The sequence below is a fragment of the Lacrimispora amygdalina genome (assembly GCF_900205965.1).
GTDB lineage: Bacteria > Bacillota > Clostridia > Lachnospirales > Lachnospiraceae > Lacrimispora > Lacrimispora amygdalina_A.
Genome location: NZ_OAOF01000005.1, coordinates 110,172 through 129,841 on the forward strand (window position 1 = coordinate 110,172; position 19,670 = coordinate 129,841).

27 protein-coding genes and 2 pseudogenes are annotated in these 19,670 nt (G+C 40.8%); 24 read left to right on the forward strand and 5 right to left on the reverse strand.

Annotation, left to right across the window (positions count from 1 at the left end):
* Positions 1–59: 59 nt before the first annotated feature.
* From CRO04_RS08895 to CRO04_RS27275, 4 genes and pseudogenes are all read left to right on the forward strand, one after another.
* A complete protein-coding gene (locus tag CRO04_RS08895) occupies positions 60–1,394 on the forward strand; it encodes an FAD-dependent oxidoreductase (RefSeq protein WP_097003894.1) in 1,335 nt (444 codons plus the stop codon).
* A gap of 40 nt (positions 1,395–1,434) precedes the next feature.
* Positions 1,435–2,391, forward strand: a complete 957-nt coding sequence (locus CRO04_RS26785; protein WP_242974402.1) for a spore coat associated protein CotJA — start codon at positions 1,435–1,437, stop codon at positions 2,389–2,391.
* On the forward strand, positions 2,391–2,711 hold the full coding sequence (locus tag CRO04_RS08905; RefSeq protein WP_097003895.1) for a spore coat protein CotJB: 321 nt from the start codon (positions 2,391–2,393) through the stop codon (positions 2,709–2,711). The genes CRO04_RS26785 and CRO04_RS08905 overlap by 1 nt, the downstream gene beginning before the upstream one ends.
* Positions 2,711–2,806: pseudogene (locus tag CRO04_RS27275) on the forward strand (manganese catalase family protein); the annotation flags it as partial. The gene CRO04_RS08905 and the pseudogene CRO04_RS27275, both read left to right, overlap by 1 nt.
* Here the strand turns inward: CRO04_RS27275 and CRO04_RS08915 are convergent.
* Positions 2,806–4,242, reverse strand: a complete 1,437-nt coding sequence (locus CRO04_RS08915) for a recombinase family protein (RefSeq protein WP_242974403.1) — start codon at positions 4,240–4,242, stop codon at positions 2,806–2,808. The pseudogene CRO04_RS27275 and the gene CRO04_RS08915 overlap by 1 nt on opposite strands.
* A gap of 90 nt (positions 4,243–4,332) precedes the next feature.
* Between CRO04_RS08915 and CRO04_RS26155 the strand changes: the two genes are divergently transcribed.
* Positions 4,333–4,497 carry a hypothetical protein gene (locus CRO04_RS26155; protein ID WP_166432509.1) on the forward strand — a complete coding sequence of 55 codons (165 nt, stop codon included), beginning with the start codon at positions 4,333–4,335 and terminating at the stop codon, positions 4,495–4,497.
* Positions 4,498–4,522: 25 nt separating this feature from the next.
* Here CRO04_RS26155 and CRO04_RS08920 read toward each other — a convergent pair whose 3' ends face one another.
* Entirely contained in the window at positions 4,523–5,185 is a 663-nt protein-coding gene (locus tag CRO04_RS08920) for a DUF3298 and DUF4163 domain-containing protein (protein ID WP_097003896.1), read from the reverse strand.
* 132 nt (positions 5,186–5,317) lie between these two features.
* On the opposite strand from CRO04_RS08920, the gene CRO04_RS26160 reads away from it, so the two are divergent.
* Positions 5,318–5,479, forward strand: a complete 162-nt coding sequence (locus CRO04_RS26160; protein ID WP_166432510.1) for a hypothetical protein — start codon at positions 5,318–5,320, stop codon at positions 5,477–5,479.
* A gap of 60 nt (positions 5,480–5,539) precedes the next feature.
* Positions 5,540–5,656 (forward strand): annotated as a pseudogene (locus CRO04_RS27280) (manganese catalase family protein); the annotation flags it as partial.
* A gap of 24 nt (positions 5,657–5,680) precedes the next feature.
* On the opposite strand, the gene CRO04_RS08930 reads toward CRO04_RS27280, so the two are convergent.
* The 3 genes from CRO04_RS08930 to CRO04_RS08940 form a co-directional block, all read right to left on the reverse strand.
* Positions 5,681–7,273, reverse strand: coding sequence for a recombinase family protein (locus CRO04_RS08930; protein ID WP_097003897.1), 1,593 nt, complete (start codon positions 7,271–7,273; stop codon positions 5,681–5,683).
* Positions 7,274–7,448: 175 nt separating this feature from the next.
* Positions 7,449–8,834 (reverse strand): DUF4041 domain-containing protein, encoded by a 1,386-nt coding sequence (locus CRO04_RS08935; protein WP_097003898.1) that lies wholly within the window; start codon positions 8,832–8,834, stop codon positions 7,449–7,451.
* A 70-nt stretch (positions 8,835–8,904) separates the two neighbouring features.
* Positions 8,905–9,381 carry a helix-turn-helix domain-containing protein gene (locus CRO04_RS08940; protein ID WP_097003899.1) on the reverse strand — a complete coding sequence of 159 codons (477 nt, stop codon included), beginning with the start codon at positions 9,379–9,381 and terminating at the stop codon, positions 8,905–8,907.
* 170 nt (positions 9,382–9,551) lie between these two features.
* Here CRO04_RS08940 and CRO04_RS08945 point away from each other — a divergent pair, with 170 nt between their 5' ends.
* The 17 genes from CRO04_RS08945 (at position 9,552) to CRO04_RS09010 (ending at position 19,669) form a co-directional block, all read left to right on the forward strand.
* Positions 9,552–9,758 carry a hypothetical protein gene (locus tag CRO04_RS08945; RefSeq protein ID WP_097003900.1) on the forward strand — a complete coding sequence of 69 codons (207 nt, stop codon included), beginning with the start codon at positions 9,552–9,554 and terminating at the stop codon, positions 9,756–9,758.
* 199 nt (positions 9,759–9,957) lie between these two features.
* On the forward strand, positions 9,958–10,116 hold the full coding sequence (locus CRO04_RS26165) for a hypothetical protein (RefSeq protein ID WP_166432511.1): 159 nt from the start codon (positions 9,958–9,960) through the stop codon (positions 10,114–10,116).
* Positions 10,117–10,325: 209 nt separating this feature from the next.
* Positions 10,326–10,496, forward strand: a complete 171-nt coding sequence (locus CRO04_RS26170; protein ID WP_166432512.1) for a hypothetical protein — start codon at positions 10,326–10,328, stop codon at positions 10,494–10,496.
* Between the two features lie 52 nt (positions 10,497–10,548).
* A complete protein-coding gene (locus tag CRO04_RS26175; RefSeq protein WP_166432503.1) occupies positions 10,549–10,692 on the forward strand; it encodes a hypothetical protein in 144 nt (47 codons plus the stop codon).
* A complete protein-coding gene (locus tag CRO04_RS08950; protein ID WP_097003901.1) occupies positions 10,682–11,335 on the forward strand; it encodes a YqaJ viral recombinase family protein in 654 nt (217 codons plus the stop codon). The genes CRO04_RS26175 and CRO04_RS08950 overlap by 11 nt, the downstream gene beginning before the upstream one ends.
* Positions 11,336–11,345: 10 nt before the next feature.
* Positions 11,346–12,251, forward strand: coding sequence for a DUF1351 domain-containing protein (locus CRO04_RS08955; RefSeq protein WP_097003902.1), 906 nt, complete (start codon positions 11,346–11,348; stop codon positions 12,249–12,251).
* Between the two features lie 5 nt (positions 12,252–12,256).
* On the forward strand, positions 12,257–13,216 hold the full coding sequence (locus CRO04_RS08960) for a recombinase RecT (protein ID WP_097003903.1): 960 nt from the start codon (positions 12,257–12,259) through the stop codon (positions 13,214–13,216).
* 26 nt (positions 13,217–13,242) lie between these two features.
* The gene (locus CRO04_RS08965; RefSeq protein WP_097003904.1) at positions 13,243–13,674 is read left to right on the forward strand and encodes a hypothetical protein; all 432 of its coding nucleotides are present in this window, start codon (positions 13,243–13,245) and stop codon (positions 13,672–13,674) included.
* 17 nt (positions 13,675–13,691) lie between these two features.
* On the forward strand, positions 13,692–14,435 hold the full coding sequence (locus CRO04_RS08970; protein WP_097003905.1) for a hypothetical protein: 744 nt from the start codon (positions 13,692–13,694) through the stop codon (positions 14,433–14,435).
* Between the two features lie 135 nt (positions 14,436–14,570).
* Positions 14,571–15,317 (forward strand): hypothetical protein, encoded by a 747-nt coding sequence (locus tag CRO04_RS08975; protein WP_097003906.1) that lies wholly within the window; start codon positions 14,571–14,573, stop codon positions 15,315–15,317.
* A gap of 13 nt (positions 15,318–15,330) precedes the next feature.
* Positions 15,331–17,358: a hypothetical protein gene (locus CRO04_RS26790; protein WP_242974404.1), complete on the forward strand. Its 2,028-nt coding sequence runs from the start codon at positions 15,331–15,333 to the stop codon at positions 17,356–17,358.
* A 1-nt stretch (position 17,359) separates the two neighbouring features.
* Positions 17,360–17,635: a hypothetical protein gene (locus tag CRO04_RS08985; protein WP_097003907.1), complete on the forward strand. Its 276-nt coding sequence runs from the start codon at positions 17,360–17,362 to the stop codon at positions 17,633–17,635.
* A gap of 12 nt (positions 17,636–17,647) precedes the next feature.
* Positions 17,648–17,830 (forward strand): hypothetical protein, encoded by a 183-nt coding sequence (locus CRO04_RS08990; RefSeq protein ID WP_097003908.1) that lies wholly within the window; start codon positions 17,648–17,650, stop codon positions 17,828–17,830.
* Positions 17,831–17,939: 109 nt separating this feature from the next.
* Entirely contained in the window at positions 17,940–18,623 is a 684-nt protein-coding gene (locus tag CRO04_RS08995) for a TRADD-N-associated membrane domain-containing protein (RefSeq protein WP_097003909.1), read from the forward strand.
* A gap of 65 nt (positions 18,624–18,688) precedes the next feature.
* Positions 18,689–18,889 (forward strand): hypothetical protein, encoded by a 201-nt coding sequence (locus CRO04_RS09000; RefSeq protein WP_097003910.1) that lies wholly within the window; start codon positions 18,689–18,691, stop codon positions 18,887–18,889.
* Between the two features lie 52 nt (positions 18,890–18,941).
* Complete coding sequence (locus CRO04_RS27030) at positions 18,942–19,076, forward strand: hypothetical protein (RefSeq protein WP_278321361.1); 135 nt, start codon at positions 18,942–18,944, stop codon at positions 19,074–19,076.
* 128 nt (positions 19,077–19,204) lie between these two features.
* Positions 19,205–19,669 carry a hypothetical protein gene (locus CRO04_RS09010; protein ID WP_097003912.1) on the forward strand — a complete coding sequence of 155 codons (465 nt, stop codon included), beginning with the start codon at positions 19,205–19,207 and terminating at the stop codon, positions 19,667–19,669.
* Position 19,670: the final 1 nt, after the last annotated feature.

Below are 19,670 nucleotides of genomic sequence, written 5' to 3' on the forward strand. Positions count from 1 at the left end.
ATTACTTCTGACAAATGTGAGAATAATAGGAAATATACGATTAGCAGAGGTGAAAAGCAATGAATTCATTATGGACAGAAACTGCCCCCATACCGGGTAGAAATCCGCTGCCCGGTAACAGGCGGACAGAGGTGGTGGTAATTGGAGCAGGAATGGCAGGGATTTTAACTGCCTTTTATTTACTGCGGCATCATGTTCATGTGGTGGTATTGGAGGCAGACAGGATTGGAAGCGGTCAGACCGGATATACCAGCGCAAAGATAACGTCCCAGCATAATTTGATTTACGGGAAACTGGTAAAGACAGTAGGAGAAGAGACTGCAAGGCTTTATGGAAAGGCAAACCAGCTGGCAGTGGAGGAATATGGGAAGCTGATCAGACGATATGGCATCCAGTGTCATTATGAAGAGACGGATGCATATCTTTATTCTGTGCAGGAATCAGAAAAGCTTTTAAAAGAGGCAGAATGTGCCAGACGGCTTGGTCTTCCGGCAACCTTTGAGCGGGAAACGAAACTTCCTTTTCCTGTTTTTGGTGCAGTCCGTTTTTCAGGTCAGGCCCAGTTTCATCCTCTGGAGTTTTTAAGAGACATTTCTTCCGGGCTAACGGTTTATGAACGTACCAGAGTGCTGAAAGTGCAGGGACATGAGGTTGTGACAAACCGGGGAGTGGTTAAGGCAGATAAAGTGGTATTTGCAACTCATTATCCATTTATCAATGTTCCCGGATTTTATTTCACAAAAATGTATCAGGAAAAAAGTTATATAATGGAAATTGGTCCGGTTCCATCCATTCATGGTATGTATCTGGGAGTTGATTCCAAATCCTATTCCTTCCGAAATGCACAAGACAAGCTGCTTTTGGGATATGGCAGCCACAGAACGGGAAGCATTCCCAAAGAAAATCCGTATATTGCCATGGAACAGACGGCTAAGCATCTGTTTCCAGAAGCAGTGGGACTTAGAAAATGGTCGGCTCAGGACTGTATGACGCTTGATGGAATTCCATATATCGGCACTTACTCTGCCCTGAAACCTGACTGGTATGTAGCTACCGGATTCGGTAAATGGGGTATGAGTACTTCCATGGCTGCAGCAAAAATACTCAGCATGCAGATTTTGGGAAAGAGAACTCCTTACGATGAAGTCTTTACTCCAAGAAGGCATCATATCAGGGCCAGTGCCAAAACTTTAGTTTCTCACAGCCTGAAATCAGTAAAAGGACTATCCGGCGGAGTATTGAAAGGTGCCGTCAATTGCCCCCATCTGGGCTGCCGTTTGGTATGGAACCGTTATGATAAACGATGGGAATGTCCATGTCATGGATCTTCTTTTGAAATAAACGGAAAAATATCTTCTAATCCTGCACAACAGAGTATTCCATTCATAGATTGATATTAGAAACTTTTCAAGTATGAAAGGAGTCAAACATCCTATGGATGGTTATACGAAACAACAGAGTTCCGCCTGGTCTTCCCCTGTGGAACTTGATATGTCCGCATGTCCGGGGACAGTGATTCGTCCAGATATGCCTTTGGGGTCCGGACCTGCCAGAAAATTACACAATACGTCAACGCCGGACCCAATGAGACAGCAGGATTTATACAGATGTCCCACTTATTGCGGACCCAGGAAATGTCCTGAGAGAGAGGCTGCAACGTCGCCTATGAAATGTCCGGAAAAACCGGTATGCCAGATGCCAGTGAAATGTCCGGAGCAGGGCGTATCCCCGGCGACGATGATGAAATGTCCGCCAATGCCTCCTAAACCAATGAAATGTCCGCCAATGCCCCCTAAACCAATGAAATGTCCGGAGCAGGGTGTATCCCCGGCAACGATGAAATGTCCGGAAATGCCTCCCTGCCGCATGAAATGTCCGGAGCAGGGTGTATCCCCGGCAAAGATGATGAAATGTCCGCCAATGCCCCCTAAACCAATGAAATGTCCGGAACAGGGTGTATCCCCGGCAACGATGAAATGTCCGGAAATGCCTCCCTGCCGCATGAAATGTCCGGAGCAGGGTGTATCCCCGGCAAAGATGATGAAATGTCCGCCAATGCCCCCCAAGCCAATGAAATGTCCGGAGCAGGGTGTATCTCCGGCAAAAATGAAGTGCCCGCCGATGCCTGTCTGCCCCATGAAGTATCCTGATATGCCTCCATGTCATATGAGACCGGAAATGCCTATGGGAATGGCACCAGGAATGACCGGCGGCTGTAGGCCTGCACCTGCTGAATGTAAAGGTGTTGAGAGCATTGACCGGTATCCTGTTGCTATGGCATACGTTCCATGGCAGAGATGGCAGGAATTGTATTCCGTCGATACAGCGATTGAGATGGGTACCATTTTCCCGGATTTATTTAAACCATTTTTGATGGGAGGGTGCAAGTGATGACAGATTGTAATTGTAATTGTGAGTGTAATTGTGAGTGTAATTGTAATGGATATAGCAATAGTATTGCTAACTGCAATATGTTATTAATGCAGATTTATCAATCATGTTTTGCAATGGACGATGTAATTCTGTATCTTGATACCCATCCCTGTGATCAGGATGCATTAAATTATTATCATTATGTAGCGAATATGCGTGAACAGGCTGTGAATGCCTACGAAGAGTATTGTGGACCGTTAATGTCGAACCATGTTATGGACGAAAACTACTGGACCTGGGTAAATGATCCATGGCCATGGGAAGGAGTGTGCGGCTAATGTGGAGATATGAAAAAAGGTTACAATATCCTGTAAATATTACAACACCAAATCCTAAAATCGCAACTTTTATTATGAGTCAGTATGGCGGACCTTAAGGCAATTGGATATAATAAATAAAATTCATTTTTCCGGATTTTTTATCATAAACAATCTTTTTGACTACACTTCGTAATGCCCTTCCTTTTACTTCATTGCTTATTGTTTCGTCTGTTAAAATGTCGCAGACGCTGCGGATTGTGCGGGGAGATGTCTCATTTTCTGTTTCAATGGAGTTTAATCTGTTTTTTAAATCTGTTTCTAATTTCAATAAACGTTCTTTGCCGGCACGGTACTCGTCTAAATCATCAATTCCATTTTCATAGGCTGTTTTTATTTTTTGTTTTTTTGTACGGAGTTTTTCCAATGCGGATTCCAGCTGTTGTTTCTCCCGGTAGGGTGGAGATAAAGGTATTTGGGTGTATTCAACGTTTTTTGCCGGATTAGCAGCAACCTGCTGTAAGGATTCGATGATGAGGGATTCAGCCTTTTTATCAGAAATGGAGCAGGACTCCTTATGAAGTCCTTTGGTATAGCGCCAGCATTGAAAATAACCGGATTGATGACCTGTTTTACTGCCGGCATTATAGCTTAACCCGGCTCCGCAATAGCCACAGACTAAAAGTCCGGATGCCCAATGCCTGCATGCAGAGACTTCCCGTCTGTTTCTTGGCCGGTACTCCTGTTTCAAACGCAGTTGGTTTGCCTGAAAAACCGAAGTGACTTCTTTCCTGATTTCGTGGGTACCCTGAAACGAAATATTATTCCAGGTCACCGTTCCTTCATAAAATCTGTTTTTTAAGATTCGCTCTACCGCCCTTCTGTCAAACGGATTGCCCCGTTTGGTACAATATCCCTGATTGTTTGCCTCTTTTGCAATGGAAGTAAGATCCATACCGTTATAAAAGGATTGATGGATTAATATCACAGCTTCATATTCCTTTTCTTCTATTATAAAAGGTTTTCCTTCTCCCACAGCCCGGTAGCCAAGGCAGGGAGCTGCCTGATAGCCGTTTCTCAAAGCTTTTTCCGTCATTCCCCGTGTGACTTCCCCGGATAAGTTTATAGAATAATATTCATCAAACCATTCTATGATACTTTCAATCAGCCGACCGAACATCCCCTCCATGACAGGCTCAGAGACACTTTTTATAGCAATACCGCATTTTTTTCGAAGTATACTTTTGTAAAACACGCTTTCTTCCTGATTACGAGCAAAGCGTGAAAATTTCCATAGATACAGGTATTGGAAAGGAGAGGGGTGTGACTTGGCTATGGAGATCATCCTCTGAAATTCTTTCCGGTTATCAGCCCGGCGTCCGCTGATTCCTTTTTCTTCTATAAATATATATTCATCAGGAATCCGCACTCCATCCGCATTTGCCGCATTTTTAATTTCCCTGAGCTGGGCGGCTGGAGACAGCTCTGTCTGATCGTTTGTGCTTACCCGGACATAAGCGGCGCCAATGGGTTTTTGATTATTTTTAATCAATTGATTTCCTTCTTTCCGATAATCAGAAAAGATACCTGGAAACAGGTACAATCCGTGTCACATACATTTTACATGAGAGGGGATGGATTTATGAATAGAAAAATCATAATTGAGAATTACATAGATTTAAACGATGATATCGTACTGCTAGACCTCCTTCCGGAGGAAAAGAAAAAAAGAGCGGGAGAACTGATCCGTGATCAGATGATGAAACATGCAGGTTTTACCAGCAGAGAGGAAAAACCGGTCATCTGAAGCATTGATGACCGGCGGTATGTGTCTATGGAGTCTCTTTTTTGCAATTTTCAAAAGGAAAGAAGAATTCCGGAATTCCGGATGCATACGGAGCGATATCGTACTGCTGATAATAGATAACGATCCCGCAGGGCTTTAAGTAAAATGCATTCATATTAAAATTACCACGGATCAGTTCGGGATAGTCTTCAAAGTAGGAAGTCGGGGTTTCCTTCAAACGGTTTAAGATATCATATTGAATAACGTTAAATATAGAATCATTAAGTTTATTGACATCAGTGAAAAAATCGGTCAGTTGCAGCTGACTGCCTGTCTGAAAATCCCATGTCTGAGACTGTCGCAGGGTATTACCGTGAGCCCCGCCCAGATATGTATATTGGTCGTTATAGAGGCTTGTAATACAGTTTTCATTATATGTGACCACATAATCCGAATAAAATTCATAGCTTTGGAAAGGAAATTCGTTGTTTTTTGCATACATGGCATCTTCCACAGCCTGGGCATATAAGACTTCACGGCAATATTTTTCTGCCTGACGGGACTGAATCTCATAAAACTGATTGATGGCCAGGGTGGTATCGGTTCCGCAGGTTGATGTGAAATAAGGGTAATGAATAGTATAGGTAAGTACGGGAACGTCGTTATGGAGGAGGACATCTGATATTGTTTTCTTAGAAATTGTCTGCATGAGTGCCTCTGGATAGAAAGTTTTTTATATTATATGAATGCTCAGATAGTTTATTGCGCAAAAAAGCGGATTCAGAAATAAAAGGTGTATAATTGGCGTAGATTTCACCATACTATCTTTGAGGTGAACCAAATGAAAAATAGTGAAAAAAAGAATCAGAACTCCAGTCCAAAGGAAGAAAACAAAAAGCCCGAAACATTTCAAAATCACTGGGAAACAGGAAAATTCTTAGGTCCCAATACGTTGAGGCACGAAGAAAGCATTAAGGTGTACGAAGATAAGGAAGAGGAGTGATAACACGCTTCTCTTCCTTATTTTGTGATTGATGGTAAATTCTATTATCTGTTTTTGCACTTTGGCGGACCTGATGGAGAAATGGGTGCTTCCATGCGCTATTTATCCCAGAGGTATGCAATGCCTTATAAAGAAGGGAAGGCGGTTTTGACTGATATTGGTACGGAAGAACTGGCGCTTAATAGGTATCGGTAATTGGCGTTATAAGTCGCGAAACGGGAGTTTTAGGTATACGTCGAGGGTGAAGGAGTCAACTCCCTGCCCAAGGCGTGTGCCTTTTTTTGTTTTGGTGTAGTATACGTGATCCACTATTTGTTTTAACAGGGCGTTTTTGCGTAATGGGTCTTCTGTTTTTGAGTAGGATTTTAAGACGTTCTCAAAATAGGGGATGAACTGTTCTTTTCTGATGATGCGTTCTTTTATTTCTTCTAGTTCACGTTCTATGGTCTTTATGAGATTTTCGTTGTCTTCCAGTTTTTTGTTTAAGTCTCCGGATCGTTTGCGGAAAAGGTCCAGGGAGTAGACTTGCTGTTCAAAGTAATCGTATACGGATTCAAGCTGCTTGTTTAGGATGTCAGCTTCATTTTTGTATTCTGTTAGAACGGATTTTTTACGCTCAAGGACTTCGGTCCAGTCACCGGTGTTTTCGCCCTGGATCCGGATTTTGTATTCTTTTAATGTTTTTTCCAGGAACTGAATCAGGCGTTCTTCTACCAGATAGTAGAAGGAGCCAACGGTAGGGCAGCCGTGTGTTTTGCATAGTACGGTATCATTGGGGTTCCTTTTGCCTGCAGGGCGGCGGTACATGGCTTTCTGGCACTCGCTGCAGTATAAAAGTCCGGCAAGAGTGGATTTAATTGTGGAAAAATTGGTGGGACGAAAGTTTGCTTCCAGCTTTTTTCTGGCGGCGTAGAAAACGTGTTCGTCAATGATCGGAGGGTGAATAGCATCGAAGATCTCCGGGTTATTGTTAATGGGGCGGGAACGTTTAACTGTGCCGTTTTCTATGACTTTTAACTGCTTGCGCTTGCCAACCTCCAGTTTTCCGATATAGGCGTAATTTTTTAGAATTCCTTTTATGACTCCGGTTTCCCAGTGATCGGATCTGCGCGGGGATACTTTCATGTCGTCGAGCAGGTGGGCGATCTGAGTGGTGCCCAGGGGGAGTCCATCAGATTCCGGAGTTCCTTCGGTGAATAGCTGGAAGATGAACTGAACGATCTTTGCTTCTTCAGGAAGAGGAGAGAGGGTGTATCCTTTTTCGTGGGGAAGTTTCTCTCGTTCATATCCGTAAGGGGCAACGTTGGAGATCCATTTTCCTTCCTTGGTGGAAGCGCGCCGTCCGTTCTGTAAACGGCGGTTAATGATTTTGTATTCCCGTCTGCTCATGAATAGCCCGAATTCAGCGTATTCTTCGTCAAATTCATCGTTGGGGTCATAGGTCTTCATGGGGGTGATGATTTTTGTGTTTCCATATTTAAAGGTTTCCATGATTAGGCCCTGATCTCTGGTATCTCCACGGGCGAGACGCTCCAGCTCTACAACTAATACACCATCAGGCTGCTCGTTTTCGATGTCGGAAAGCATACTCATCATTTCTGGGCGGGCGGCGATGGTTTCTCCGGATACTACTTCACGGTAGATGTGGGAGACGGTGATCTTTAATTGATCGGCCAGCTCGTTAAGGCGCTTTTCGTGTCTGGCCAGAGTCTCACCTTCGCCATGGGCTTCGGCTTCCCGGTCCTCTCTGGATTTGCGTAAGTACATGTAATAGATTCCTGATGGGTCAAGCATTATATCATCTCCTTGTATAGTTTACTTAATTTTGGGTACAAAAATAACAGCTATTGCAAGCTGTTTCCGAAAATGATATAATTCCATTGATGAGATGGATATATCTTTCCGGGAATCCGGCAAGAGAATCTATGTTTTATGCTCTGGGAGTTCGCAGCTCCTGGGGCTTTTTGTTTTATGCTGTTTCTGACTCTAAAATTGATAGTGTCTGGCGATATTCTGTTGCAGTAGGTATTCTTATGAATTCTACAGTATTGTTATAGTTTTCTTTCACTACCTTTTCAATTTCATCAAGTGATACATGGAAAAATTCTTTACGAAGATTAATTCTATTTACACTTTTTTGCTCAAAATATTTATGAAGTGTATTCTCTAGTTCAGGGGCATTTTCTGAAAAAATCATGGCATGTACATCAAATTCGAAAGGTACTGATGCACTGCTCAGTTCTTTAACACGATCCATTGGTTCAAGACGACGTGTCATACCAATTTTGTATATGTCTTCCCCAAAAGAACCTATGTTTGATATTATATACACATAACCGGCCCTGGCATTTGCTTCTCTTTCAAGCACAGTTTCTTTCTCTTTTTCCAGTTCATTAAGTTTCGATTCTAATTCTTTTATCTTATCTATATATAACTGTTTTTCTATGTCATTTTGAGTTTTTTGCATATAGGCCATGAGCTTTGTAATTTCATTGGTGAATTGCATTTGATCCTTTTCTATTTTGGCTTTTTCCTTTTCTATTTCTCTACGAACTTTTTCTTCTTCAATCATCTGTTCCTTTATTGCCTTTTGTTGTTCACGCTCTTGTTCCTTTTTTAATTCATAAGTATAAATTAGGTTTAATTCTTCTAATTTATATTCCAAAATACGTTTTGACAATTGGATACCATCTACGGCGAAGATTTTATTTAAGGACTCAAAGCATTTAGATATTTTATTTCTCATGGAATCTATATTCTTAGTTGAGATGTTCATGAATATATTGTCACATTCTGCATTCAGACATCGTATGATCTGCTTAATATTATTATTAATTTCTTGCTTTGAGCCATAGGAAGTAACTATTACATATTCCTCCGATTTTAACATATCCTGTTCGTCAGACTTTAAAAGGGCTAATTTATTTTTACATTCTTCAGATGTTATTCCGTCATAATCGGAAATTTTATAGTGTTCTTCAATTAATGATTCATGCAGTGAAAAAAGTTCTTCTTTTAGAGCATCAAGTTCATTATTAATTGCTGTCTTTTGTCTGCTTATCTTTTCAGAATAATCATTAAAGTTATCTTGCATGGTCTTTTTCTTATTATCGTATTCTTCATTAATGTCACGACAAGCGATGTCATGCAATATTTCTTTTTGATGAAAATTTGAGTCTAAATCTTTTATTTTATTCTCTAATTGATCAATTGCCCCATAGTGCTTGTTTATTTTGTTATTTTCAATTATCTGTAGGATTAATAAAACCAAACCTATAATACCTGGAACAATAAAAACCCATAAAGCAAATAATAAGCAGATTAACCAAGTTTGCAAATACCATTTTTGTTTCATACTCATTCCCTCTTCCATTGTATTTTTATTAAAAAGCCATAGGCTATTTTAATCCTTATTTGTCTGTGCTTTATTCATCAAAGAAAGCATCATCATATTTTTTCATATCTTCGGTCACTTTGATATCTGTACGTTCGTGAGCAGCATTTGGCATAAGATGTGACTTATCTCCTTCTGACTTTTTCTTTATCAGTTTCGATATATTTGAAGTTTTACAGCGATTGTATTCCATTTCTAGGACCGTATCTACAGTATGTCTACCTTTATCATCTATGAAAATATATTTATCTAAAAGACTCTGCTCTGCTTCGGTAATAAACGATTGATTTTGAGGATCCTCTTTTTCATTCGTACCTAGTAGTTCGTCAGCGCTTACATTTAATACTTTCGCAATTTTTTTTATTATTGCAACTCCGGGTTCTCTATTACCACTTTCATATAAAGAATAAGTGGATTTAGCAACACCTATTTTTTCTGCAACATCCTTTTGAGTCATTTTTCTAGACGTGCGAGCTTCTTTTAAATTTCCGTGAAAATTATTTTCCATTAAGATACCTCCGTTAAATTGATTATAAAATTCCCAAAGATGTTTGTCAATAGAAAAGTTTGCATTATGAAAACATTTTAGGGGATAAGGGGTTGACAAGTTTGCTTAATGCAATTATAGTATAATTAAAGTTTGCAATTAGCAAACAATAACGGAAAAGAGGTGATTTAATGTTTAGAAACTTAGAGGCTGAACAGGCTAGGAACGCTTTTACAAATCAGGAAGTTGCAACTCATTTAGGAATTTCTAGAACATCTTATGAAAATAAGAAAAAAACTGGGAAATTTACTACATTTGAAATAAAGCTATTATGCAGACTCTTTGATAGTAAGTTCGATTATCTTTTTGAGAGTGAGCTGGATAAAAAAACAGGTTAATAACTGAGGATATAAGGGGAAGAGGAAGGAATGGTGAAATATATGGAAATTACATTATCGTGCAAGTCCTGTAGGCATCGTAGCCGTTGCCCGGATCGAAGTCGACGGTATCCCTGCAAAGATTATGAGAGAAGAGTTTTAAGTACGCAACAAGTACAACCAATATCGCATAGGCTTAAGAGAAAGAGAGGTGTTACATATGCAGATCATGGAAATGAAAATCGGTAATACACTTATTCGTGCTCACGATGATTGTTTTGTGAAAACAGAGGAAGAAAAGCAGGAGATCCTTGATAATGTTGGACGGATTGCGTCCAGTATTTACAGGGATAAAGAGAAGAAAGATGAAACCGGCTGATGCCGGTCGGAACAGACAAGCAGTAAGGGAAGGAGGTTTTTCATGCAGATGTATTTCACAAACTTGGAGGATTATAAAGGCGTAAGCAAACACCCTCTAAGGGATAAGATAGTTTGTTATGTACGCATGACACTGATTTTTGTTGTAAGTATATCTTTGATGCTTGCGGTATGTGGAGCACTGGAAGTGTTGTAAGAGGAGGTGAGGAAATGAACTCATTAAATTGGACACAGGAAGAGATCGAGAGCCTGACCATAAACACTTTGGAAAGAGCGATCGATGCAGGGAATTTGGATCCCCTGATAATAAACGATGGTCATATTATTGGCTGTGAAAATGCAGAAACCCCAGGAGCGGCAACTCCCAGGGATTCAATGTAACTCGTAATTATTTTACACCCTTATTATAAGGGATTTATAGGAGGAATGCAAGATGGCTTATTGCAATAAATGTCCTTACTGCGGTGCTAATCTGGACCCGGGAGAACATTGTAACTGTAAAGAAGAAGCCGCGGAGGAGCAATCTTCTGTAGTGAAGATTGAGTATCAGTTCCAGGAGAAACAGAATGTCGGTTGATAAGTTGGTGCTCGGTAGCCGGGAAGAATGGCTTCAGGCAAGAAAAAATCATATTGGTGGTTCTGATGCCAGTGCCTGTGTGGGAGTAAATTCTTATAAGTCTAATGTAGAACTTTGGGAAGAGAAGACTGGATTGCGTCAGCCGGAGGATATTTCTGGAAAGGATTATGTGATTTATGGAACTAAGGCAGAGGAATATCTGAGAGAATTGTTTATCTTGGATTTTCCGGAGTATCAGGTTTTCTATGATGATAATAATATGTTTCTTAATTCTGTTTATCCGTGGATGCACGCTTCTCTTGATGGAGAGCTTGTGGATCAGGGCGGGCGGAAAGGAATATTAGAAATTAAGACAACCAACATCCTGCAATCTATGCAGAAAGAAAAATGGCAGGATCGGATCCCGGACAACTATTTTTGTCAGGTGCTTCATTATCTGGCTGTAACCGGTTATGAATTTGCAGTATTAAAGGCCCAGCTAAAAAGCGAATGGGGCGGAGAACTGAGAATTACAACTAAACATTATTTTATTGAAAGAAAGGACGTAGAGGAAGATATCAAGTATCTGATTGATGCCGAAAAGCGGTTCTGGAGTTATGTGCAATCGGGCAAACGACCGGATCTGATACTTCCTGCCATATAAGGAGGTAGTTATGGAGTTAAAAATCTATAAACCGCAGGACAACGGCTTCCTGCAGAAGATTGATTGGAATTTTGAGGATTTAAAAACAGAGATCACCGCATCTGCCTTGGAATATGAAACATCGGTCTATACAGATGACACGATCAAGGCCGCCAAAGCAGACAGGGCGAAACTGAATAAGTTTGTTGATGCTCTAAACGGGAAACGGACAGAGATACGCAAGGTTCTCCTAAAACCAGATGAACAGTTTGGGAAGGAAATCAAAGAACTGACAGGGATTGTCCAGAAAGCAATTGATAACATTGATACCCAGGTGAAAGGGTATGAGCAACGCCAGAGGGATGAGAAAACAGCAAAGGTCCGGGAGTTTTACGAAGAGAATATCCATGATCTTTCTTCTATTCTTCCATTTGACCGTGTTTTTAAGTCAGAGTATGCCAATGCTTCTACCACGATGAAATCTATTAAAGAGGATATACTGGCTCTGATTCAGAAGGTCGATGAAGGTCTGGCTATTATCAATGAGGTTGATAGTAAGTTCGCGGGAGATATGAAGGAAGTGTTTCTTCGTACTTATGACATAGGATCAGCAATGGCAGAGAGAAACCGCCTGGAAGCTGCAGAAGAAAAGCGCAAAGCTTATGAGGAAGAACAGGCTCGTAAAAAGGCAGAACGGGAAGCTGCTATTCAGGCACAGACAAGCAGGGTAATTAATGCAGGGAAGGCGCCGGTAACTTCTACGCCTCCAACACAGACTCAGCATGTAGCTCAGACTACTCCTGTTGTGGAAACTGTAGAGGATCCTGTACATATTCTGGATTTCCGTGTCCATGCAACGAAAGGACAGTTGGACAAGTTAAAGGAGTTCTTAAAAGCAAATAGTATCCGGTTTGAGCCGGTACCGAAAGGAGTGTAACGATCATGGGAGTAAATAACAGCCTTGCTAAGAGGCCAAATAAGACAAGCCTTACCGCTTATCTTACTCAGGATGCAGTGAAAAACCAGATCAGCAGCGTGGTAGGTGGGAAAAATGGAACCAGATTTATTTCCAGCATCGTGTCTGCAGTTCAGGCAACACCAGCGCTGCAGGAATGCAGCAATCCAAGTATTTTAAGTGCTGCACTATTGGGAGAAGCACTTAACCTTTCCCCCTCCCCCCAACTGGGACAAGTTTATCTGGTCCCTTATGATAACAAAAATAAGGGAGTAAAAGAAGCTCAGTTTCAGCTGGGGTATAAAGGTTATATTCAGCTGGCGATCCGAAGTGGTCAGTATAAAAAGTTAAATGTTTTAGCAATCAAGGAAGGGGAGCTCATTCGCTTTGATCCTCTCAATGAGGAAATAGAAGTAAATTTGATGTTGGACGAATGGAAAAGAGAGAATACCCCAACTATCGGCTATTATGCAATGTTTGAATATACCAACGGTTTTAAAAAGGCAATGTACTGGAGCCGGGAGAAGATGCTGGCACATGCAGATAAATACAGCAAGGCATTTCATGTGGATGCTGTAGTAAGCAGGAATCCAAAGTATAACAGGGTATCTTATGAAGATTTTTTAGCAGGAAAGTATCCAGAAGAAGACTCCTGGAAATATTCCAGCTTCTGGTATAAGGACTTTGATGGAATGGCATATAAGACAATGCTCCGGCAGCTGATTAGTAAATGGGGAATTATGAGCATTGATCTGATTCAGGCTATCGATGCAGATATGGCTGTGATCAGGGAGGACGGTACTGCAGATTATGTGGAAATGGAAGAAGTCTCTGAGGATAATGTGGTTGCAGAGCAGGAGGCAGAACCTGCAAAACAGGAGCAGCCGGTTCAGGAATCAGTAGAAAGCCCGGAAACGAGTGTGGAAGATGATTTCTTTAATAAATAAATTCCAGTAGAAAGGAGGAAGAGAAAATGAAAATTAGCCTTGACAGTTTGGGCAATGGAGTCTTGTTGGAAAGAGTAAATCTGGCATTGGATCAGATTGCGAGAAATATCATGGATCCCAATACAGATCCAGAAAAGGCACGCAAGATTACAATCACTATGAAATTCAAACCGGATAAGAACAGGAGGCATGTGAAAACCACACTTGAAACTAATATCGCTCTGGCTCCACCTCTGGCAGATGAAACAATGCTGATGGTGGGACAGGATTTGAAAACAGGACGTATTGAGATGAATGAGTTTGGTAATAATCAGCAGCCTGCACGAGTTGTAGGAGAAGCCTATGTGGTAGCTACTGAGGAAATTCCGCCTAAGTCCAAAAACTTTGATCCAGAGACCGGAGAAATCATTGAACCGAACCAGTATCAGAAACCTATTAATTTAAGAGAAGCAAATTAGAGAAGGAGATCCTAAACATGGAAAATTTGAAAGAAGCTTTACAGTACATTGCAGGACTTGGAGTTGATGCAGAGAAAACGGAAGTACTTGATATCAACGGTAAGACCTATGCCAATAAGAATCTTACCCGTTATGACAAGATGCCAAAGGCAGATAGGATCAAAGCCTCCACCCTTACATCTATGGTGGATTACATTTATCAGTGTAACAAGGAATTTCCTGGCAGCATGATTATACATATTGTAAGCCCCACCAGAGTATTGCTGATGTCAGCACTCGATAAAGAACGGGAAAGAGAAGTACTGTTTGAGGTCAATGCAGAAACATCTGAATTCCGTTTCGATCAGTGGTATGAGCAGGAACGCATGATGATTGAAATGCAAGCTAATTTTCAGAAGAATGAGGACCTTGAACTGGTATTAAAAGCAGTTGGAAATATTGTGAAGAAGAATGGGGAGACCTATTCTGATGATGGTTGTTCCCAGGTTGCAACCATGACCACAGGAATTGCAACAAAAGCAGATGTAATTGTGCCTAATCCAGTAGAGCTGATCCCATATCGCACATTCCAGGAAGTGGGACAGCCGGCAAGTAAATTTGTATTCCGGATCGCAGACAAAGAGGTTCCAGCCTTTAAGATCGTAGAAGCAGAGGGCGGAATCTGGAAGAACGAAGCCATTTCAAATATTAAGACTTTTCTTATGGAACACCTTTCAAATATGGATACGGAAATAAGAAGTAACATTACAGTAATCGGTTAATTGAGTTTACCTATGTGGTTTTATATGTCACGATCTAAAACCAGTGAAGCCCCCTCGCTGTTCGTCAATGAGCAGCGAGGGATTTCCAAAAGGAGAGAATGTGAATAGCTAAAAATAGAGGAGGCGGTGGCCTGCATGAATTATATAGCCGAAATCAATTCTTTCTGGGATTCGATCATCCTAAATCCGTTGTCTACAGGGCAAGTTGCTTTATGGTTTGGATTAATGCACATAAACAACAAATGCAACTGGACAGAGTGGTTTACAGTGTCGAATCAGGTGCTTTCTATACACACAGGGCTATCGCGGAGTGGGATATTGAAAGCGAGAAATGAATTGAAGCAAAGAGGGCTGATTGATTTTAGAGAGAGGGGAACAAAAGCAACCTCTTATAAAATGGTTACTATATCAAATAGTACGCAAGATGGTACGCAAAACAGTGTTGAAGTTAGTACGCAAAATGGTAAGCAAGATAGTACGCAAAACAGTACCACATTAGATAAACAGAAATTTAAACAGAAACTCAAACAAAAACAAAAGGGTGCAACTAAAGTCTCAACAAGAAAATATTCGGAAGATGTTGAGCTCAATGATGCGATACTTGCATTTATCGCTTTCAGGTTAGATATAAAGTCTGCCATGACGGACCACGCCATTGACTTAATGCTAAAAAAGCTGGAGGAGATGGCGCCAGGGGATTCCCCTGCTAAGATAGCAATTTTAAACCAGTCAATCATGAATGGCTGGAAAGGAGTTTTTCCATTGGGTGACAAGTCTGTAAAAAAATCTGGCTCCACTGGAAAGCAAAATCAGTTTCAGGACTTCCCCCAGAGAAATATTGATTATGATGCAATTGTAAATGCTCAGCTTCAGGAAATGTAAAGGAGGATTGACCATGAAAGAGATGGATCCTGTTGTCAGGCAGGAAATTGATGGAGAAGCAAAAATAGAACCTTCTCACTGGTATGAAGGACATATCAGCCTGGAAGATGCAAAGACGTTTATTAAAAGTAATATAACAACGGCAGCCCGTTCCTTTATTGCCATTGGATTTTATTTGAAATGTGTTAGAGATCGGGGATTATTTGAAGAAGATAATTATCAGGATGTCTGGGATTTTGCTAAATCAGAATATGGGATAAGCAAAAGCACAGCCAGCCGTTATATGTCCATGAATGATCGTTTTTCTGAGAACGGAAATAGTCCCAATATAAAAACAGAATACAAAGCATTTGGGAAAAGTCAGTTGCAGGAAATGCTATATCTGGAAAACGAACAGTTGGATCAAGTAAAGCCTGGGGATAGAGTGGAAGATATCCGGAATTTACGAAAACCAAAGGAGATCCCATACATAGAGCTACCAGGGCAGATGGATTTTGAAATAGATTTTCCTGACATTCTGCCTCCGGGTCAGATAGAGCAGCCCATAACCAATCAGAAACAGACCTTTGAAATGAATGTGGTGGATCTGCTGTCTGGTGAGAAACAGGATGCTATTGCGATATCGCAACAGGATGCAGATGCGAATAGTAAGGACTTTGAGGATAAACGAAAAGAGGAATGGCTGATCCGCTGTGAAGTTCTTAGACAGATGTGCAATACTCTTTGCCATATGCATTCCAATGGTCTGGAAAAAGATAATTATAGTATGACAGCAATTCAAAGAATATCAAACGGATCCTATAGTTTTGGATTTGGTGATGATGGATCTGGACATTCCAAATATAACGTTGAATATAAGAAATCCAGGTATCACGTAGAGGAATTTGATGGAATTAGAAGTTGGGTATTTGAATCAGGGGAGATTGATCAGGATATCTGGAATTATAATGGACGTGATTGGCACAATGCGCATCCGGTTCAGCAGAAACAGGAAACCTCTCAGATCGAGGATATAGGATATTATGACCCAGATGATGAAAAAGAAGTAGATGAATCCTATAGCTACGCAGGAATTCCAAAAGCTTCTGACCGGCACGTAACAATGTTTGCCCGGTTATTTGTCCAGGATAATGCAAAAAGATTGATTTATGGAGGTATGGCCATTGGGATCACTGATGAAAGAATCATCGAAATGCTTAAACTTAGGTATTCTGGTCGCAAGGAAGATCCTATCATCATTAACAATGATGTGGAAGTTTCAGTAGCTGAAGAAATTATTGAGTTTTACCGTGGTGACGAAGATCTGGGTATCTGTCTTTTCCAGAAGTTTTGTAATTATGCCAGGAGGCAGATTGATGAATATGTAGAAAAGCAGATGTCAGAAGAGAATACGGAGGGAAATCAAGAAAACGTTATTGAACAACCAGGAAGCATACCGGAATCCTCTGAAAGCGTAATTGATGGAGAATATGAGGAAGTTCCGTCAGATCAGAAAACTCCTGATTATTCACCACGGTATTTTCTGGAGGAGCAGAAGGATAAGCTTGATAATTACCTGAGGATCTCAAAGGGAAAGGAGTTACTTCCTGCAGATATTAAGACTATCGAATGCCAAAAGACAATAGTTGCAGCACTGGCCTGTATGGTGGCGGAATTGGATAAGCCAGAACCGGATCCGGAATCGGAACCCGAAAAACAGGAACAGCCGGAGTTGCCTATACTAAAAAATAATGATCAGCGTGCTGCCTTTGTGGATGCCTATGAGACATGGCCTTTGTGGATTGAAACAAAAGAGACCGGAGAGAGGTATTACAGGTACGATCTTCCAAACGGGACCAGTATGGTGGTCAAGGTGTACCATGCTCAGCTGTTTGATTACAAAGCCACTGGAAAGAAATATGAGGACCGATATTATAAAGGGTATGGCAAACATGAGTATTATTACCTGAAGGAAGGAGAGTTCTTCCGAGATTGTGAGACGAACCGGTCCTATCTGATTGAGAGATTGAAAGAGCTGCAAAAGAAAGTGAAGGGGGATTAAGATGGCAGAACAAAATGAAATGTTAGAAATTGTAACTCCAATGGTGGAACATGTATGTGATCACCTGTGCAGGTTCCCTGGGGAGATCAGTGATCAGGAGGAGTTGGACAAGATCTGCGGAGGTTGTCAGATGGGAGATCATATCTGCAGTATCCTGAATACATACAACTGGGTGAACAGTTCTGGGATAGAAATATTACAAGGACAGGCTGTGCATGAGAATATGGTGGCTTACTGGAAGTGGCATTTAACGGAACGGTTTAGCCGAGTAGTTTGAGGAGGCGGTAATATGCAAACTAAAGAAGCTATGAATGTATTAATTGCATTTGCTTTGTGTCATTTAGATGATGATGGATGTCCATGTGGCAGATGTCCGGCATCCGGTAGTAATTGCTCCGGATGCGATAATGAGTACACCAATAAAGAAAGGTTGCGAGAAGCAGTAGAAATTGTAGATTGCTTGAATAATTGAATTAGGATTTAAATGATTTATTGTTCTTTGATAATTGAATATTGATAGTTGAGCAGTTTCTTAGTATAATCAGAGTATAGTCAGCAGGGGGGGAGGGAAAATAAAAAGTATGTTACTTCTAAGTGTAATGCCTAATCTACTATTTTTACCTTTAATAATTGTTTCAATTTTGTTAGTCACAATTACTTTTATCTCTGTTACAATATATGAAAAACAAACTAGAAGTAGTGAAAAAATATTAAAAGAAATGTTTTTGAATAATGAAATCTCTGATAAAGAGGATTCTATCAAACATATAATGACAAATATTCCAGCTGGACTTAGTGAAGAGGATTTTTTTAATAGACTAAAAAAGGAATTGTTAGAAATTAGTTATCTTCAGATAAAAAGTCCAGATAAAGCAGGCAACGAAAAATCAGTTTATTTACTATTAGAAAAGCATCATCAGCAAGCATTACAACAATCTAATGTTCAATTTTGGTTTAGTATTTTAGCAGCCATTGTAGGCTTTATTACAATAATCTTTTCTGTGTTTGTCTTCTCAAATATTAATTGGTATGATTACGTCTTGAAGACAATACCTAGTATTGTAATGGAAGCAGTATCATTTTTGTTTTTTAATCAAGCAAGAGAGACGAGAGATAGAGCAACTAAGTTCTTTAAAGAATTGAATTACGAGAAACAGATTGCGAAGAGTGTTGCTATAGCAGATACGATTGAAAGTGAGGAGATAAAGTCAAAGGTAAAATCACAAATAGCTCTGCGCATAATTGGAATTAACGAAACAGAATAGCATTACTTAAAGCCAACTATCAATATTCGGTAGTTGGTTTTTTATTGCCCAAAAGGAGGGATACATTGAGAAAATCATCAAAAGACTGCAGAGCAGATAGAGCCAGCGTAAACAGCCGTATACAGGCCGAGGCGGATGCAGCTATAAAGGCGCCGCCGGTTATGAGTTTCAGTGCGCAGATGCCAGCTTATACATATACAAGCCTGTGTCCGGATTCGAAGCTGAGGAAACCGCCTGCAAGGAAGAAGGTCCAGCATGAAGCTTAAAGAAAAACAGATAATCACCGTTCAGGTTTATCCTAGGAGGAAGTTTTGGACCATGATCGGCAGTAATGATGGTCTGATCGGGATCCTGCTGGACGATGGTGAATACATAGACATTCCCCAGGAGCGGGTGAGAATTGTATCGATGGAGGTGGAGAGAGATGGGAAAGACAAAAATAATGTACAGTAACAAGAAATGTCAATGCTGCGGAAAGTTGTATCCTCCGAAGACAGATCAAAAAAGGTGCACTTGTGAGCGAGCTGGGTTATTGGTTGAAACGGGAACATGGCACCAGCCAAAGATGGGAGGCGGTGTAGGTGGCATTTAAAACCTTATATGCTGTGTACTATAAGGGGAAGCCTTTAGGAGAGCATACCACTAAGGAGTGGGAGAGTCTGCTGTCCATTCCAAGGCAAGCCATAAGAGATTACGCCCGCGAGGGGAGAACCTACGGGAAACGGTATAAATTCAAGATGGTGGGAACGGTTTCTTCTGAGGGAGTAGAGTCCGAACCGGAGGAACCAGGTATTACAATGAGTGATCTGGCAGAGTTTAAGCGGTCTGTAAAAGTCGGGGACAAGTTTACTTACAAGAGTTACCGGAAAGACTTTGTCCGTGGAGTACAGATTGAGTTGGAAAAGATGATTGTGGTCAGGAAGTTTCCTCACCTTGTACAGGTGGCAAGTGTTAAGGATCCGAAGCGGATCGCAACCATGAGCTATGCAGAGTTGTATAAGCAGAAGAAGAACAAAGCTAAAAAGAAATTGACAACAGGGAGGTGAT

Bases quoted from the DNA above. Each gene is read 5' to 3' on its own strand.
- CRO04_RS08990 (WP_097003908.1), top strand. From the start codon at position 17,648: ATGCAAACTAAAGAAGCTATGAATGTATTAATTGCATTTGCTTTGTGT.
- CRO04_RS26160 (WP_166432510.1), top strand. From the start codon at position 5,318: ATGAAAAATAGTGAAAAAAAGAATCAGAACTCCAGTCCAAAGGAAGAA.
- CRO04_RS08895 (WP_097003894.1), top strand. From the start codon at position 60: ATGAATTCATTATGGACAGAAACTGCCCCCATACCGGGTAGAAATCCG.
- CRO04_RS08985 (WP_097003907.1), top strand. From the start codon at position 17,360: ATGGCAGAACAAAATGAAATGTTAGAAATTGTAACTCCAATGGTGGAA.
- CRO04_RS08940 (WP_097003899.1), bottom strand. From the start codon at position 9,381: ATGGAAAATAATTTTCACGGAAATTTAAAAGAAGCTCGCACGTCTAGA.
- CRO04_RS26155 (WP_166432509.1), top strand. From the start codon at position 4,333: ATGAATAGAAAAATCATAATTGAGAATTACATAGATTTAAACGATGAT.
- CRO04_RS26165 (WP_166432511.1), top strand. From the start codon at position 9,958: ATGCAGATCATGGAAATGAAAATCGGTAATACACTTATTCGTGCTCAC.
- CRO04_RS26785 (WP_242974402.1), top strand. From the start codon at position 1,435: ATGGATGGTTATACGAAACAACAGAGTTCCGCCTGGTCTTCCCCTGTG.
- CRO04_RS08920 (WP_097003896.1), bottom strand. From the start codon at position 5,185: ATGCAGACAATTTCTAAGAAAACAATATCAGATGTCCTCCTCCATAAC.
- CRO04_RS08970 (WP_097003905.1), top strand. From the start codon at position 13,692: ATGGAAAATTTGAAAGAAGCTTTACAGTACATTGCAGGACTTGGAGTT.
- CRO04_RS08995 (WP_097003909.1), top strand. From the start codon at position 17,940: ATGTTACTTCTAAGTGTAATGCCTAATCTACTATTTTTACCTTTAATA.
- CRO04_RS08975 (WP_097003906.1), top strand. From the start codon at position 14,571: ATGAATTATATAGCCGAAATCAATTCTTTCTGGGATTCGATCATCCTA.
- CRO04_RS08945 (WP_097003900.1), top strand. From the start codon at position 9,552: ATGTTTAGAAACTTAGAGGCTGAACAGGCTAGGAACGCTTTTACAAAT.
- CRO04_RS08905 (WP_097003895.1), top strand. From the start codon at position 2,391: ATGACAGATTGTAATTGTAATTGTGAGTGTAATTGTGAGTGTAATTGT.
- CRO04_RS27030 (WP_278321361.1), top strand. From the start codon at position 18,942: ATGATCGGCAGTAATGATGGTCTGATCGGGATCCTGCTGGACGATGGT.
- CRO04_RS08955 (WP_097003902.1), top strand. From the start codon at position 11,346: ATGGAGTTAAAAATCTATAAACCGCAGGACAACGGCTTCCTGCAGAAG.
- CRO04_RS08930 (WP_097003897.1), bottom strand. From the start codon at position 7,273: ATGCTTGACCCATCAGGAATCTATTACATGTACTTACGCAAATCCAGA.
- CRO04_RS26175 (WP_166432503.1), top strand. From the start codon at position 10,549: ATGGCTTATTGCAATAAATGTCCTTACTGCGGTGCTAATCTGGACCCG.
- CRO04_RS26170 (WP_166432512.1), top strand. From the start codon at position 10,326: ATGAACTCATTAAATTGGACACAGGAAGAGATCGAGAGCCTGACCATA.
- CRO04_RS08960 (WP_097003903.1), top strand. From the start codon at position 12,257: ATGGGAGTAAATAACAGCCTTGCTAAGAGGCCAAATAAGACAAGCCTT.
- CRO04_RS08935 (WP_097003898.1), bottom strand. From the start codon at position 8,834: ATGAAACAAAAATGGTATTTGCAAACTTGGTTAATCTGCTTATTATTT.
- CRO04_RS08965 (WP_097003904.1), top strand. From the start codon at position 13,243: ATGAAAATTAGCCTTGACAGTTTGGGCAATGGAGTCTTGTTGGAAAGA.
- CRO04_RS26790 (WP_242974404.1), top strand. From the start codon at position 15,331: ATGAAAGAGATGGATCCTGTTGTCAGGCAGGAAATTGATGGAGAAGCA.
- CRO04_RS08950 (WP_097003901.1), top strand. From the start codon at position 10,682: ATGTCGGTTGATAAGTTGGTGCTCGGTAGCCGGGAAGAATGGCTTCAG.